Here is a 14,574-nt window from a genome sequence, read left to right as displayed (position 1 = left end):
GAGGTTCTATGACGGAACATACCACAGAGGAAAAGCGGAACCGGGCGGTGCTGGTGGGCCTCAACGCCTCCTGCCTGAGCCGGACGGAGAATGCCGACGAGGAGTCCATGGCGGAGCTTGCCGCCCTGCTGGAGACGGCGGGAGGCCAGTGCGTGGGCGAGGTGCTCCAGAACAAGGACGCCCCCGACCCCCGCACCTTTATCGGCGAGGGCAAGGTGCGTGAGGTCAAGGAGCTGGTGCAGAGCATGGAGGCGGACATGGTGGTCTTTGACAACGCCCTGTCCCCCTCCCAGCAGCGGGCCCTGACCGACGATCTGGGCGTGTCGGTGCTGGACCGGTCCGCCCTGATTCTGGACATCTTCGCCCAGCGGGCCCGGACCAAGGAGGGCCGTCTCCAGGTGGAGCTGGCCCAGTACAAGTACCTGCTGCCCCGTCTGCTGGGCATGTGGACCCACCTGGAGCGGCAGGAGGGTGCCATCGGCACCCGCGGCCCCGGTGAGACCCAGCTGGAGACCGACCGGCGGCACATCCGCAAGAAGATTGCCAAGCTGGAGGAGGACCTGGAGCAGGTGCGCCGGGTGCGCGCCACCCAGCGGGAGCGGAGAATCAAGAACGAGGTACCGGTGGTGGCCATCGTGGGCTACACCAACGCGGGCAAGTCCACCCTGCTCAACAAGCTGACCGGGGCGGACATCCCCGCCAACAACCGTCTGTTCGACACTCTGGACACCACCACCCGCACCCTGGAGATTTCCGATACCTGCACCGTCCTCATCTCGGACACGGTGGGCTTTATCTCCAAGCTGCCCCACCACCTGGTGGAGGCCTTCAAGGCCACCCTGGAGGAGCTGAGCTTTGCCGATTTGCTGCTCCACGTCATCGACGCATCCAACCCGGAGTGGCGGGAGCAGGCGGCGGTGGTGGAGAAGCTGATTGTGGAGCTGGGCGCAGCCCAGACGCCCCGCATCGACGTGTTCAACAAGTCCGACCTGTACGTGGGTGACATCGTGCCCCACGGAGAGGACATCGTGTCCATCTCCGCCAAAACCGGCGCGGGGCTGGACGAGCTGCTGAAGAAGATCGGCGACCGGCTGGACACCGGCGCTCACCGGGTGGTGCTGCGCATCCCCTACGACCAGGGGGGCGTGCTGGACATGCTCCACCGGGAGGCCAAGGTGGAGCGGGTGGACTACGGCGAGGCCATTGAGGTGGAGGCGGTGTGCACCCCCATCCAGCTGGGCCGGCTGAAGGACTTCATCGTCTCCGGCTGGACGCCGCCCAAGGAGTTCTGGGAGGACTGAGCATATGGAAGCGGGAAAGGGCGTGCTGTACCTGCGGGGCGTGGAGAAGCGTTCTGTGGAGGGGGAAGTGGAGGACTACGCCTTTTGCATCCCGGCCATCGCCCGGCTGAAGCGGCTGGAGTTCCGCCGACCCGTCACCTTTTTCGTGGGGGAGAACGGCAGCGGCAAGTCCACGCTGCTGGAGGCCATCGCCGTAGCTTGGGGCTTCAACCCGGAGGGCGGTTCCCGCAATTTCCGCTTTGCCAGCCGGGATACCCATTCCGGCCTGTACAGGGCCCTGCGGCTGGTGCGCAGCCCGGAAATCCCCGAGGATGGGTATTTTCTCCGGGCGGAGAGCCTGTACAACATGGCCAGCTATGTGGACGAGATGGAGGACGACCCCCTGACGCCGTCCTATCTCCAGTATGTGGGCGGGAAATCCCTCCACGGCCAGTCCCACGGGGAGAGCCTGCTGGCCTTGGCCAAGAACCGCTTCTGGGGAAGGGGGCTCTACCTGCTGGACGAGCCGGAGTCCGCCCTGTCGCCCATGCGGCAGCTCTCCTTTCTGACGCTGATGCACGACCTGGTGTCCCGGGGCGGCCAGCTGCTCATCGCCACCCATTCCCCCATCCTGATGGCCTATCCCCAGGCGGATATCCTGCGGTTTGACGGTCCGGACGGGGTGGAGCGGGTGGACTACCGGGACACGGAGCACTACCGGATTACCAGAGAATTTCTCAATGCGCCGGAGCGGATGCTGGACATTCTCCTGGCGCAGGAGGAGGGAGAGAAATGAGACAGCTTGAGACCCGGCGGCTGATTCTGCGGCCCTTCCGTGACAGCGACGCGGCGGATGTCTTTGATTACGCCAGGGACCCCCGGGTAGGCCCGGCAGCGGGCTGGCCGCCTCATAAGAGCCCGGCGGAGAGCTTGGAGATTATCCGAACCGTGTTTGCCGCGCCGGGCACGGCGGCGGTGGTGCTGAAGGAGACCGGCCGCGTGGTGGGCTCCGCCGGGTTTGTGGGCCGGCACCGCACCGAGCTGCCCGGCCCGGACGATGAGATTGGCTACGCCCTCCACCCCGGCTGCTGGGGCAGGGGGTTGATGCCTGAGGCGGTGGAGGAGCTGCTGCGGTACGGCTTTGAGGAGCTGGACCTGCGCACCATCTGGTGCGGGCACTACGACTTCAATGACAGGTCCCGCCGGGTGGTTGAGAAGTGCGGTTTCCGCTGGCGGCTGACCGACCGGACCTGGGTGGAGCTGATGGGAGAGGAGCGCACCGAGCTCCACTACGCCCTGACAAAAGAGGAGTGGCAGGCGAGATGACGGAATATTTCATTCCCACCGCACCCGCCGAGGCGGAGCTGGTGGAGAAGCGGTCCCGGTTTATCGGGCAGGTAAAGCCGGTGGAGACCGAGGAAGAGGCACGGGCCTTTGTGGAGCAGGTGAAGAAGAAGCACTACGACGCCCGGCACAACTGCTGGTGCTACCGTCTGCGGGACGGGGGCGTGGAGCGGTACTCCGACGACGGAGAGCCCCAGGGCACGGCGGGACAGCCCATGCTCAACGTGTTCCAGCGGGAGGAGGTCACCAACGTGGTGTGCGTGGTGACCCGGTACTTCGGCGGCGTGCTGCTGGGTGCGGGCGGACTGGTACGGGCCTATACCCAGAGCGCCAAGGACGCCCTGGACGCAGCCGGCATCTCCGTGGTGCGCCGCTGGGTGGAGGCAGCGGTGCCCTGCCCCTACTCCTTCTTTGACCGGGTGCGGCTGGAGGTGGAGGCCCACGGGGGCGTGCTGGGGGAGACCGAGTACGCCGCCGACGTGACCGTCCACGCCCTGCTGCCCGAGGGGCAGGTGGAGGCCTTCTCCGCCCGCATGACCGAGCTGACTGCCGGCGGTACGGCGGTACAGATTCTGGGCGAGGCTTTCAAGGCCGTGCCCATGGCCCGATAACAGGACATACCGGGGCTTGCCCCGCCGGTTTCCGGCAGGACAGGCCCCGATTTCTGCCCGGCAGAAAGAGCCTGGGGAGGAAGAAAAATTTTTTTGTTTTTTTGAAGGGTTTTTGAAAGGAACGGCGTATACAGTATACAGGCAGAATTCATCGGCGGATGAAGGAGGCGGCGGCTATGACGGTAAGAGAACAGACCGAGGCCATGGAGCGTCAGTTCCTCTCGCCCCACGCCTGTCTGGCGGCGGAGTCCAGAGGACGGGCACGGCCCATTGAGGAGTGCCCCATCCGCACCTGCTTCCAGCGGGATATGGACCGGATTGTCCACTCCAAGGCCTTCCGGCGTCTGATGCACAAGACCCAGGTTTTCCTCCAGCCCGAGGGAGACCACTACCGCACCCGTATGACCCACACCATCGAGGTGGCCCGGATTGCCCGGACCATCGCCCGGGGCCTGCGGCTCAACGAGGATTTGACCGAGGCGGCCGCCTTTGGCCATGACCTGGGCCACACCCCCTTCGGCCACGCCGGGGAGCGGGCCCTCAACGAGCTGATGCCCGGCGGCTTTGAGCACAATGTCCAGTCCCTCCGGGTGGTGGACGTGCTGGAGAAGGACGGCGAGGGGCTGAACCTGACCTGGGAGGTGCGCCGGGCCATCCTGTGCCACACCGGCCCCGACCGGGCCGAGACCCTGGAGGGGCGGATCATCCGCCTGGCCGACAAGATTGCCTACATCAACCACGACATTGACGACGCCATGCGGGGACAGATTATCTTCCCCACCGATATCCCCATCCACATCTCCCAGGTGCTGGGGTTTACCCACTCTGAGCGCATCAACACCCTGACCACCGACGTGATTGCCCAAAGTATGGGGAAGAATGAGATTGTCCAGTCTCCCGCCTGCGGCGAGGCCATGGCGGAGCTGCGTGCTTTCATGTTCGACTCTGTGTACACCAACCCCCGTGCCAAGGGGGAGGAGACCAAGGCCCAGGACATGCTCCGGCGGATGTTTGAGTACTATGTCCGACAGCCGGATGAGCTGCCGGCGGAGTATCAGGACATCCGGGTGAAGGAGGGCGTGGAGAGGGGCGTCTGCGATTACATATCGGGTATGACCGACAAGTACGCCGTGGAGAAGTTCGGGGCGCTGTTTATCCCGGCGTCCTGGAGCGTGAAATAGGGCAGATTCCGTATGACAGCAGAAAACTCTGGCAATCATAGGGGAAAGGAGGGCTACCGTGCCGATTCCGGAACAATTCATTGACGAGCTGGTGGCCCGGAGCGAAATCTCCGACGTGGTGTCCTCCTACGTGACCCTGAATAAAAAGGGGAGCAACCTGTGGGGGCTGTGCCCCTTCCACAACGAGAAAACACCCTCCTTTTCCGTCAATCAGGACAAGCAGATCTACCACTGCTTCGGCTGCGGCAAGGGCGGCGGGGTCATCTCCTTTATCATGGAGATAGAGAACCTCTCCTTTCCCGACGCGGTGCGGTTCCTGGCCAAGCGGGCAGGGCTGGAGGTGCCCGACACGGGCAGCGACGACGCCGGGCGGAAAAAGCGTGCCAGGGCCCTGGAGGCCAACAAGGACGCCGCCCGGTTCTACCACGACTATCTGAAGGGTCCCGGGGGCCAGCGGGTGCGGGAGTACATCGCCCAGCGGCAGATTTCACCCCGGACGGCCACCCGCTTCGGTCTGGGCGCCGCCCCCGACCAGTGGGATGCCCTCACCAAAGCCCTCACCGCCAAGGGGTACAGCAAGATGGAGCTCATCGACGCGGGCCTGGCGGTGGCGGGCAAGAACGGCGGCATTTACGACAAGTTCCGCGCCCGGCTCATGCTCCCCGTCATCGACGTGCGGGGGGATGTGGCCGGATTTACCAGCCGCATCCTGCCGGGGGAGGAGGGAGCCAAGTACCTCAACACCCCGGAGACCGTGGTGTTCAAGAAGGGACGGCTCATCTACGCCCTCAACTTCGCCAAGAACACCAAGCGGCCCAATCTGATTCTGGTGGAGGGAAATATCGACGTCATCACCCTTCATCAGGCCGGGTTTGACAACGTGGTGGCCACCATGGGTACCGCCCTCACCGAGGAGCACGCCCGCATCCTGGCCCGGTACACCAAGGAGCTGGTGCTCTGCTACGACAACGACCCGGCGGGCAAAAAGTCCACCGACCGGGTGCTGGGCATCCTGAAGAACGCGGATTTGAATGTCCGGGTGCTCCAGCTGCCCAACGCCTACGACAGCGAGGGCAAGCCCCTCAAGCAGGACCCGGACGACTTCATCAAGCGCTTCGGCGCGGCTGCCTTTGAGAAGTGCCTCAATGGCAGCGCAGGGCAGAATGACTACCGGCTGGAGTCCCTGCTCCAGAAGCACAGCCTGGCCGACGAGGAGGGGCGCATGGCTTTCCTCCGGGAGGCGGTGGAGACGGTGGCGTCTTTGCAGAGCCCCATTGAGCGGGAGATCTATGGCAACAAGGCCGCCGCTGCCGGGGGCATTTCAGCCGCCGCCTTCGCCCAAGAGGTGGAGCGGTACCGGAAGAACCGGGCCTGGCAGGCCAAAAAGAAGCAGACCCGGAAGGACCTGACCCCAGCCGCCCAGCTCCAACCCAGAGAGCGGGAGCTGCGGTATGAGAACATCCGCTCCGCCCGTGCGGAGGAGGGGGTGCTCCGGCTGATGCTGCTGGAGCCGGGACTGTTCCAGAGCGCGGGCGCCCTGGAGCCGGAGCAGTTCTCCTCGCCCCTGCTGGGCCGGGTGTACGGCATGCTGCGCAAGCGCTGGCAGGAGGGGAGAAGCACCCAGCTTCCTGCCCTGACCGGAGAACTGACCGCCGATGAGATGAGCCATCTGGTGCACGTGTTGGACCAGCCTGAATCCCTGGCCCACAGCCAGAAGGCACTGGCGGATTACATAGAGATTATCGCCACCGAGTACGCCAAGCGCTCCGGCGGGACCCAGGCGGACCCGCTTATGGCCGCCCGTGAAAAATTCCGGGAGAAAAAGGCGTATAACGGACAGAATACCTGAGATACAGAAAGAAAAAGCATATGGAGGATGACCGCATGAGCGAGAAAAAGAAGAACGACGCCAAGGGCAATATGGTGGAAGGAAAGACTGTCCTTACCGGCGCTGACAAGATGGAGCAGGTCAAGGCTGAGATCCTGAAGATTGTGGAGGGCGTCCAGGGATCTGAAAAGCTCAACGAGCTGTTTGAGAAGGGCAAGAAGAAGGGTAGTCTGTCCGTCAATGAGCTGATGGACGTCCTGGAGAGCATGGAGCTGGAGTCCGAGCAGATGGACAAGATCTACGATGTCCTGGAGAACCTGGGCATCGAGACGGTGAGTGAGTACTACCTGCCCGAGCTGGACGCCGACATTGTACCTCCCATGGAGGAGCTGGAGGAGATCCCCGAGGAGGAGATCGTAGACCCCAACACCCTGGTGGACTCCTTCGGCATCGACGACCCGGTGCGTATGTATCTGAAGGAGATCGGCAAGGTCAACCTCCTGAGCCCCGATGAAGAAGTCCAGCTGGCCCAGGACATGGGCGCGGGCGACGCGGCCAAGGCACGGATGGCCGAGATTGAGGAGGCGGAGAAGCGGGGCGAGCCCATCACCCTCACTCCTGAGGAGGAGAAGGCCCTGAAGAAGGACATCAAGCGGGGCGAGGCCGCCAAGCAGCGTCTGGCCGAGGCCAACCTCCGTCTGGTGGTGTCCATTGCCAAGCGGTACGTGGGCCGGGGCATGCTGTTCCTGGACCTGATCCAGGAGGGCAACCTGGGCCTTATCAAGGCCGTGGAGAAGTTCGACTACACCAAGGGCTACAAGTTCTCCACCTACGCCACCTGGTGGATCCGCCAGGCCATCACCCGTGCCATTGCCGACCAGGCCCGTACCATCCGTATCCCCGTCCATATGGTGGAGACCATCAACAAGGTCATCCGCGTCTCCCGCCAGCTGCTCCAGGAGCTGGGCCACGACCCCAGCCCCGAGGAGATTGCCGAGGAGATGAACATGCCCGTGGACAAGGTGCGGGAGATCCTGAAGATTGCCCAAGAGCCCGTCAGCCTGGAGACCCCCATCGGCGAGGAGGAGGACTCCCACCTGGGCGACTTCATCCCCGACGAGGACGCCTCCGAGCCCTCCGAGGCCGCCAGCTTCACCCTGCTCAAGGAGCAGCTGGTGGACGTGCTGGGCACCCTGACTCCCAGAGAGGAGAAGGTGCTCAAGCTGCGCTTCGGCATTGAGGACGGCCGCACCCGCACTCTGGAAGAGGTGGGCAAGGAGTTCAACGTGACCCGTGAGCGCATCCGCCAGATTGAGGCTAAGGCCCTCAGAAAGCTGCGTCACCCCAGTCGCAGCAAGAAGCTGAAGGACTTCCTGAACTAATATAAAAAAGCCCCGGCGCACTACGGTGCGCTGGGGCTTTTTTATGTAGACAGTCAGGCGCCTGCCTGCTTCAGCTTGGTGAGGAACAGTCCGCCGATGATGAGCACTGCGCCCAGCAGGGCAATCCAGGTGATGGAGTCGCCCAGCATGGCGGCGGCCACCGCCATGGTGACCAGGGGCTCCAGGTAGATGTAGGTGGTGGCCCGTACCGAGCCCAGCCGGTGAATGGCGTAGTTCCACAGCAGGTAGGACACCGTGGAGCCCAGAAGGCCCAGATAGGCCACGGAGCCCAGCACATCCCACCGCACCAGCTGCTCCGGCTGAACCTGTACACCCTGGAACAGCAGCAGGACCACCGAGAAGAGCAGGGCGTACACAAACATTTTCCGCACCGAGGGGATGAGCGGGTGGCCGAAGGAGCTGATTTTCTTGCTGACGATGGCGTACAGGCCCCACACCACCGCGTTGAGCAGGGCCAGCACATCTCCCCGCGGGTTGAGCTGAAGCACGGCGCTGCCGTTGTACACGGTCAGGGCGGACCCGGCGGCGGCCAGCAGGCAGCCGAAGTAGAACAGGCCGTGAGGCCGGGGCGTGCGGAGCAGGAGCGGCGCGGCCAGAGCGGTGACGATGGGCGCCAGGGCGCACAACACCGACACATTGGAGGCGCTGGTGTAGGTCAGGGCGGCGTTTTGGAGGTAGTAGTAGAAGAAGATGCCCAGCAGTCCGCCCAGAACATAATACCCTTCGGTCTTCCAGCCCAGCCAGCCCAGCGGCCGGGGATGGATGATGGTGGTGGCGATAACGGCAATGGTGATGCGCAGGAACATCAGCACGGTGGGGCTCATGGCCTCCAGTGCTATCTGTGCAGCCACAAAGGCGCCGCCCCAGATGGTGATGGCGCACAGGGCCGCCAGGTGTCCGGAACCATTCTGTTTGGACATACAGCATACCTCCTGTCAGTTCGCCGTTTTCCCGGCGGCTGGGGGGAAACTCAATCCAACTTTTTCTCCTTGCGCCGGACAGGGGGCTTTTCCTTGGGCGGCAGGGAGAGGGGGCGGCCCAGAGGCCCCACGGAGCCGTCCACAGCGGAGGAGATGAGATAGCGGTAGACCCGGACCTTCCGGCGCTCATAGAGGTCCAGCTGCTGGTAGAAGTCCTTGTATTCGTTGAAGGTGAGCCGCTTGGTCTGGATGGTCTTGCGCAGGGTGGCCTGGGTACTCACCAGGCTGCCCTCCCGCTTGCGGTAGTAGTACACCGGCCTGGGCACCGCCGCAATGAGGCGGCAGCAGGCGATATAGTCCAGATTGAACAGGAAGTCCTCGCACCAGGCCACGTCTGCGGGACACTCCAGATGATTTGCCTCCACAATGGCCCGGCGGTAGAGCTTGTTCCACATAACGCCGTAGTAGAAGTTGGCGGGGGCCTTGACCATGTGGTCGGCGTACTCTGTCCGGGTCATGACGCACGCTTCACGGATATGTCCCCGGGCGGCGCAGCGCTCCCCGGCTACCCGGTAGAAGTGGGCCACCGTCAGGTCGGCGCCGGTGGACTCGGCGGTGTGGAGGAGAATCTCCACGCTGTCGGTGGGAAGCCAGTCGTCCCCGTCCACAAACTGGAGATACCGCCCGGCGGCCTGGGTCATGCCCAGGTTCCGGGCTGCTGACGCGCCGGCGTTGGCCTGCTCCAGCAGGCGGAAGCGGCTGTCCAGTGCCACATACGACCGGCAGATATCCGCGCTGCCGTCGGTGCAGCCGTCGTCCACCAGCAGGACCTCAAAGTCCCGGCAGGTCTGGAACCGGATGCTGGACAGGCATTTCTCCAGATAGGGCTTTACGTTGTAGACCGGGATGACGATGCTGACTGCGGGACCTTCCATGGGCGCACCTCGCTGAGATGGTATTTATATCATTATAGCAGGCAGCAGTCTTTTCGCCAAGAGTGGGGTTGACAAATACCGGGAAAACCGGTATGTTGGACCGGAGAAAACCGGAACGGAGGCGTGACTATGACGGAAAAGGAAAAGATGCAGAGCGGCCAGCTCTATGCGGCGGACACCGACCCGGAGCTGATTGCCGACCGGGCGGCCTGCAAGGACAAGTGCTGGGCCTACAACCAGATGCGGTACACCGACTGGGACAGCCGGAACGCCCTTCTGCGGGAGCTGCTGGGCAGCACGGGGGAGAAGTTCTGCATTGAGCAGCCCTTCTGGTGCGACTACGGCTATGGCATCTCCATCGGAGAGAATTTTTATATGAACCACGGCTGTGTCATTCTGGACGGCGGCGGCATCACCTTCGGGGACAACGTGTTCATTGCCCCCCAGTGCGGCTTCCACACCGCCGGGCACCCCATCGACGCGGACACCCGCAACAGCGGCCTGGAGTACGCCAAGCCCATCAAGGTGGGAAACAACGTGTGGATTGGCGCCGGGGTGACGGTGGTGCCCGGCGTGACCATCGGGGACAACGTGGTCATCGGCGCGGGCAGCCTGGTCAACCGTGACATCCCTTCCGGGGTGGTGGCTGCGGGCAACCCCTGCCGGGTGATCCGGCCCATCACCGAGGAAGACAAGAAAAAGCCTGTCTGATAATAAAAATGTGAGCCGCCGCGCACACTGCGCGGCGACTTTTGTTTTGCCGTGACAGGACAAAAAATTTTTTCAAAAACCTGTTGACAAATTAGAATATTAGAATATAATAATATTAGAAAAAATGAATATGAGGTGAACGACATGACGGACGCAACCGGGCTCTACGAGGAGAAGGCGGCCCTGCTGAAAGCCCTTTCCCATCCGGTACGGCTGCAGATCGTCCGGGGGCTGCTGCGGTGCGGCTGCCGCAACGTGGGCTGTATGGAGGCCAATGTGGGCCAGTCCCAGTCCTGCATCTCTCAGCATCTTATGCGCCTGAAGGCGGCAGGGATTGTCAAGGCATCCCGCTCCGGCAATGAGGTCTATTACGAGATTGACGATCGGGCGGGGGTCACGGCAATAATCGCGGCGCTCTTCGGCGACAGGGAGGAGGATTACCGGCATGATTTATGATATCGCGGTCATCGGCGGCGGCCCGGCGGGGCTGTCCGCGGCGGTGCAGGCCAGACAGCGGAACCGGACGGCAGTGGTCATCAGCGGCGACGACCGGGACGGCCCCCTCAGCAAGACCGAGCAGGTGGACAACTACCTGGGCATCCACGGCGTCACCGGACCGGAGCTGCTGAAGCGGTTCAAGGACCACGCTGAGACGATGGGCGTGGAACGAGTCACCGGCCGGGCGCTGAATATCATGTCCCTGAGCGGTACATTCTACATCAGTGCAGGCAGTGAGCTGGTCCAGGCCCGGGCGGTAGTGCTGGCGCCCGGAGTAGTCCGCCGGGCCAAGTTCCCCGGCGAGGCGGAGCATATGGGCGCAGGCGTCAGCTACTGCGCTACCTGCGACGGCATGCTCTACCGGGGCCGTGACGTAGTGGTGGCAGGCCGGTCTGCTGAGGCACCCGAGGAGGCCAACTACCTCCACGGCCTGGGGTGCCGGGTGACCTATACCGCTCCCGTCAGACCGGAGGAGCTGAATCCGGAGATCCCCTTTGTCAAGGCGGCAAAAATTGAGGTCTGCGGCGACGGAAAGGTGACCTCCGTAAAGGCGGACGGCCGGGAGATTCCCTGTGACGGCGTCTTTATCCTGCGCTCGGCGGTGGCGCCCAACGACCTGCTCCCTGCACTGGAACTGAAGGACGGGTATATCGGGGTGGACCGGGACATGGCCACCAATATTCCCGGCGTGTTCGCCGCCGGAGACTGCACCGGCCAGCCCCTCCAGATTTCCAAAGCGGTAGGGGAGGGCCAGGTGGCGGGACACCGGGCAGCAGAGTATCTGGACCGGCTGGACCGGGAACAGAAGGCATAAACAAATCCATTTTTAATAGAAAAATAACCAGACGAAAGAAAGGAAGTATTGATTATGGCGACCATTCACTTCAACAAGGAAGGCTTTGACAAGGCGATTACCTCCGGCGGCATTACCATGGTGGATTTCTGGGCCTCCTGGTGCGGTCCCTGCCGTATGCTGGCTCCCGTGATTGACGATCTGGCCGGCAAGTACGAGGGCAAGGCCATTATCGGCAAGGTGAACGTGGACGAGGAGCAGGCCCTGGCCATGCAGTACGGCGTGATGAGCATCCCCACCGTCATCTTCTTCAAGGACGGCAAGGAGCTGGATCGGAAGGTGGGCGTCATGCCCGCTGAGGCCTATACCGCTATTCTGGACGCTAACATCTGATTGATGCAGTGAAACAAGCGGGCGGAGCACTCTGCTCCGCCCGCTTGTTTACATAATCGCAAAATGAAAAAATATAAAAAATTTGGTTGACAAAACGGGAGGCAGTGGATATAATAAGCAAGTGACCTCCAGTGAGGCACTGATAAATATGCGGATGTGCTGGAATTGGTAGACTGGCTAGCTTGAGGTGCTAGTGGCCCACGGCCGTGCGGGTTCGAGTCCCGCCATCCGCACCAGCTCGTCGCAAGCGGTTATCGCTTGCGACGAGCTTTTTTATTTCATTGCAAAGCTCATTCTGCTGCTCCTCTCTTCCAAACCACAACCGCTGTGCCGGGTTGCGATTTGGTTTTGGGTGTGAACCTGAAGACTGGGGCGCCTATATTGTTGCGATGTTCTGCGTCGGAGCAAAGTTTGCTTTGCTCCGACGTTTTTTATACTCAGTTGGTTTTCTGCTGGCCGAAAACCATGGTTGATATCGATACCGATTGGATATTTCAGATCACCCCAAGTGGCTTGCCGCTTGGGGTGAGCACTTAATATTTTGGCCCGGCCTCTGGCGGAGGTTCTCTCCGTAACTCTCTTGACAGCATATACCCCTATGGGTATAATATACCTATACCCCAATAGGTATAAACGAGAGAGGTGTGGAGCATGATAAAGGGATTGGAGGCATTTTTGGAGTGGGGCGGCACGAAGCGGGAGATCGTGCTGCTGGTGCTCTCAGGTGCGGCGCTGCTGGTCAGCATTTTTTTGCCCGATGTATTGCCGGTAGACCCGGCATGGCTGGCCATCGTGCTGTGCGGGGTGCCCATTCTGCTGGAGGCATTCATTGGACTGGTTACCGCCTTTGACATCAAGGCGGACGTACTGGTATCTATCGCGCTTATCGCCTCGGTGCTAATCGGGGAGATCTTCGCCGCCGGTGAGGTGGCCTTTATCATGCAGCTGGGCGCGCTGCTGGAGGACCTGACCGTGGCCCGTGCCCGTGCAGGTATTGAGAAGCTGGTCCGCCTGACGCCCCGCACTGCCCGGGTGGTAACGGAGGCTGGAGAGCGAACTGTACCTGCAGAAGAGGTGCGGGTGGGGGATCTGGTGCGGGTGCTGCCCGGAGAGACCATCCCGGTGGACGGGGTCATACGGACCGGACAGACCTCTGTGAACCAGGCGGTAATGACAGGAGAGTCCCTCCCGGTGGACAAGGGGCCGGGGGACCAGGTATCCAGCGGAACAGTGAACCAGTTCGGCTCCTTTGATATGGAGGCATCCCGGGTGGGGGAGGACAGCACCTTCCAGCGCCTGGTCCGCCTGGTGCAGTCCGCCGATGCGGGCAAGGCCAAAATTGTGGGCTTGGCCGACCGGTGGGCCACCTGGGTGGTGGTGGCCGCCCTGACGGCGGCGATAATTACCTTCCTGATTACCGGGGAGATCATCCGCTCGGTGACCATCCTGGTGGTGTTCTGTCCCTGCGCTCTGGTGCTGGCCACCCCCACGGCCGTCATGGCCGCCATCGGCAACGCCACACGCCACGGCTTTCTGGTCCGGGAGGGGGACGCCCTGGAGCGGCTGGCTTCTGTGCGTCGGGTGGCTTTTGACAAGACTGGTACCCTCACCAGCGGCATGCCCCAGGTCACAGCGGTGGAGCCGCTGGCAGCGGACTTTGACGGGTCCACACTCTACACCCTGGCCGCCGGAGCGGAGCTGCGGTCAGAGCACCCGCTGGGCAAGGCGGTGGTGAACGGCTTCCGGGCCGGGGGTGGGGAAGTGCCCCCGGCGGAGAAGTTCACCATGCTCCCCGGTTTGGGCGTGGAGGCAGTGGTGTCCGGCCACCGGGTGACGGCGGGAAACCTGTCTCTGATGGCCCGGAATGGGATTGCGGCGGAACATGGAGAACAGGCCGCAGCCCGCTATCTGGACCAGGGCTGTACGGTTATCTACCTGGCAGTGGACGGCGTGCTGGCCGGACTGGTGGCTCTGGCGGATACCCTGCGGACCGACGCCGCCCGTATGATTGCGGAAATCCGGGCCCAGGGGGCTGAGCCTGTGCTTCTCACCGGTGACAACCGCAACGCCGCCCGGCATATCGCCGGACAGCTGGGCATCACGGAGATAAAGGCCGGATGCCTGCCGCAGGACAAGCTGGACTACATGGACCGCTGCCGGGAGGAGAAACAGCCTGTCTGTATGGTGGGTGACGGCGTCAACGACGCCCCCGCCCTAAAGCGGGCCTGGGTGAGCATTGCCATGGGCGGCATGGGCAGCGATATCGCGGTGGATGCCGCCGACATCGCTCTGGTCAGTGACGACCTGGGGGAGCTGCCTCACCTGATGGCGCTGTCCAAGCGGATGATGCTGACCATCCGGTGTAACCTGGCGTTCTCCATGGGACTGAACTTCCTGGCGGTGGCCCTGGCCATTGGGGGAGCACTGAATCCTGTGGCAGGTGCCCTTGTTCACAACGCGGGATCGGTGCTGGTGATCGTCAGCTCGGCGCTTCTGCTGGGGTGGCGGAGCAGAAAGCGGGGGAGCTTGTCAACAAAAACGGAAAATTCAGACATTTGACGGAAAAACCAGATGATTTTGCCGATTGACAACCGGTCCGGAAGTAAGTATACTCAAAACAATGGCTGAGAACAAAGGCGTTCCGCCCCTCAGGGGATCGGAGCGCCTTTTTTCGACG

General features: G+C 62.7%; 14 protein-coding genes and 1 tRNA gene. 13 read left to right on the top strand and 2 right to left on the bottom strand.

What is annotated here, in order from left to right:
* Positions 1-8: 8 nt before the first annotated feature.
* From hflX to rpoD, 7 genes are all read left to right on the top strand, one after another.
* Positions 9-1,301: a GTPase HflX gene (gene hflX, locus ACOX7T_RS02080; protein ID WP_433439426.1), complete on the top strand. Its 1,293-nt coding sequence runs from the start codon at positions 9-11 to the stop codon at positions 1,299-1,301.
* A gap of 4 nt (positions 1,302-1,305) precedes the next feature.
* Positions 1,306-2,076, top strand: coding sequence for an AAA family ATPase (locus ACOX7T_RS02075; protein ID WP_433439423.1), 771 nt, complete (start codon positions 1,306-1,308; stop codon positions 2,074-2,076).
* Entirely contained in the window at positions 2,073-2,606 is a 534-nt protein-coding gene (locus tag ACOX7T_RS02070) for a GNAT family N-acetyltransferase (RefSeq protein WP_433439421.1), read from the top strand. Before ACOX7T_RS02075 ends, ACOX7T_RS02070 begins: the two co-directional genes overlap by 4 nt.
* A complete protein-coding gene (locus ACOX7T_RS02065) occupies positions 2,603-3,235 on the top strand; it encodes a YigZ family protein (RefSeq protein WP_433439418.1) in 633 nt (210 codons plus the stop codon). Before ACOX7T_RS02070 ends, ACOX7T_RS02065 begins: the two co-directional genes overlap by 4 nt.
* A 176-nt stretch (positions 3,236-3,411) precedes the next feature.
* Positions 3,412-4,416: a deoxyguanosinetriphosphate triphosphohydrolase gene (locus tag ACOX7T_RS02060; protein ID WP_433439416.1), complete on the top strand. Its 1,005-nt coding sequence runs from the start codon at positions 3,412-3,414 to the stop codon at positions 4,414-4,416.
* Positions 4,417-4,474: 58 nt separating this feature from the next.
* Positions 4,475-6,265, top strand: a complete 1,791-nt coding sequence (dnaG, locus tag ACOX7T_RS02055; protein WP_433439413.1) for a DNA primase — start codon at positions 4,475-4,477, stop codon at positions 6,263-6,265.
* Positions 6,266-6,300: 35 nt separating this feature from the next.
* Entirely contained in the window at positions 6,301-7,626 is a 1,326-nt protein-coding gene (gene rpoD / locus ACOX7T_RS02050) for an RNA polymerase sigma factor RpoD (protein WP_433439410.1), read from the top strand.
* A 53-nt stretch (positions 7,627-7,679) separates the two neighbouring features.
* On the opposite strand, the gene ACOX7T_RS02045 is transcribed toward rpoD, so the two are convergent.
* Together ACOX7T_RS02045 and ACOX7T_RS02040 are read right to left on the bottom strand one after the other, a co-directional pair.
* On the bottom strand, positions 7,680-8,567 hold the full coding sequence (locus ACOX7T_RS02045; RefSeq protein WP_433439408.1) for a DMT family transporter: 888 nt from the start codon (positions 8,565-8,567) through the stop codon (positions 7,680-7,682).
* A 50-nt stretch (positions 8,568-8,617) separates the two neighbouring features.
* Positions 8,618-9,502: a glycosyltransferase family 2 protein gene (locus ACOX7T_RS02040; protein WP_433439405.1), complete on the bottom strand. Its 885-nt coding sequence runs from the start codon at positions 9,500-9,502 to the stop codon at positions 8,618-8,620.
* Positions 9,503-9,631: 129 nt separating this feature from the next.
* On the opposite strand from ACOX7T_RS02040, the gene ACOX7T_RS02035 reads away from it, so the two are divergent.
* From ACOX7T_RS02035 to ACOX7T_RS02010, 6 genes are all read left to right on the top strand, one after another.
* Positions 9,632-10,213, top strand: a complete 582-nt coding sequence (locus ACOX7T_RS02035) for a sugar O-acetyltransferase (protein ID WP_433439403.1) — start codon at positions 9,632-9,634, stop codon at positions 10,211-10,213.
* Positions 10,214-10,357: 144 nt separating this feature from the next.
* Positions 10,358-10,669 carry an ArsR/SmtB family transcription factor gene (locus ACOX7T_RS02030; RefSeq protein ID WP_433439401.1) on the top strand — a complete coding sequence of 104 codons (312 nt, stop codon included), beginning with the start codon at positions 10,358-10,360 and terminating at the stop codon, positions 10,667-10,669.
* Positions 10,659-11,525 (top strand): NAD(P)/FAD-dependent oxidoreductase, encoded by an 867-nt coding sequence (locus ACOX7T_RS02025; protein WP_433439398.1) that lies wholly within the window; start codon positions 10,659-10,661, stop codon positions 11,523-11,525. The genes ACOX7T_RS02030 and ACOX7T_RS02025 overlap by 11 nt, the downstream gene beginning before the upstream one ends.
* A gap of 54 nt (positions 11,526-11,579) precedes the next feature.
* Positions 11,580-11,897: a thioredoxin gene (gene trxA, locus ACOX7T_RS02020; RefSeq protein ID WP_433439395.1), complete on the top strand. Its 318-nt coding sequence runs from the start codon at positions 11,580-11,582 to the stop codon at positions 11,895-11,897.
* Positions 11,898-12,047: 150 nt separating this feature from the next.
* A tRNA-Leu gene (locus ACOX7T_RS02015) sits at positions 12,048-12,133 on the top strand.
* A 415-nt stretch (positions 12,134-12,548) separates the two neighbouring features.
* On the top strand, positions 12,549-14,456 hold the full coding sequence (locus ACOX7T_RS02010; protein WP_433439392.1) for a heavy metal translocating P-type ATPase: 1,908 nt from the start codon (positions 12,549-12,551) through the stop codon (positions 14,454-14,456).
* The last annotated feature ends 118 nt before the right edge of the window (positions 14,457-14,574 follow it).

The sequence above is a fragment of the Pseudoflavonifractor sp. genome (genome assembly GCF_050943825.1).
Classification (GTDB): Bacteria; Bacillota; Clostridia; order Oscillospirales; family Oscillospiraceae; genus Pseudoflavonifractor.
This window is presented reverse-complemented; position numbering and strand designations above follow the sequence as displayed.

Bases quoted from the DNA above. Each gene is read 5' to 3' on its own strand.
- hflX (WP_433439426.1), top strand. From the start codon at position 9: ATGACGGAACATACCACAGAGGAAAAGCGGAACCGGGCGGTGCTGGTG.
- ACOX7T_RS02075 (WP_433439423.1), top strand. From the start codon at position 1,306: ATGGAAGCGGGAAAGGGCGTGCTGTACCTGCGGGGCGTGGAGAAGCGT.
- ACOX7T_RS02070 (WP_433439421.1), top strand. From the start codon at position 2,073: ATGAGACAGCTTGAGACCCGGCGGCTGATTCTGCGGCCCTTCCGTGAC.
- ACOX7T_RS02065 (WP_433439418.1), top strand. From the start codon at position 2,603: ATGACGGAATATTTCATTCCCACCGCACCCGCCGAGGCGGAGCTGGTG.
- ACOX7T_RS02060 (WP_433439416.1), top strand. From the start codon at position 3,412: ATGACGGTAAGAGAACAGACCGAGGCCATGGAGCGTCAGTTCCTCTCG.
- rpoD (WP_433439410.1), top strand. From the start codon at position 6,301: ATGAGCGAGAAAAAGAAGAACGACGCCAAGGGCAATATGGTGGAAGGA.
- ACOX7T_RS02045 (WP_433439408.1), bottom strand. From the start codon at position 8,567: ATGTCCAAACAGAATGGTTCCGGACACCTGGCGGCCCTGTGCGCCATC.
- ACOX7T_RS02040 (WP_433439405.1), bottom strand. From the start codon at position 9,502: ATGGAAGGTCCCGCAGTCAGCATCGTCATCCCGGTCTACAACGTAAAG.
- ACOX7T_RS02035 (WP_433439403.1), top strand. From the start codon at position 9,632: ATGACGGAAAAGGAAAAGATGCAGAGCGGCCAGCTCTATGCGGCGGAC.
- ACOX7T_RS02030 (WP_433439401.1), top strand. From the start codon at position 10,358: ATGACGGACGCAACCGGGCTCTACGAGGAGAAGGCGGCCCTGCTGAAA.
- ACOX7T_RS02025 (WP_433439398.1), top strand. From the start codon at position 10,659: ATGATTTATGATATCGCGGTCATCGGCGGCGGCCCGGCGGGGCTGTCC.
- trxA (WP_433439395.1), top strand. From the start codon at position 11,580: ATGGCGACCATTCACTTCAACAAGGAAGGCTTTGACAAGGCGATTACC.
- ACOX7T_RS02010 (WP_433439392.1), top strand. From the start codon at position 12,549: ATGATAAAGGGATTGGAGGCATTTTTGGAGTGGGGCGGCACGAAGCGG.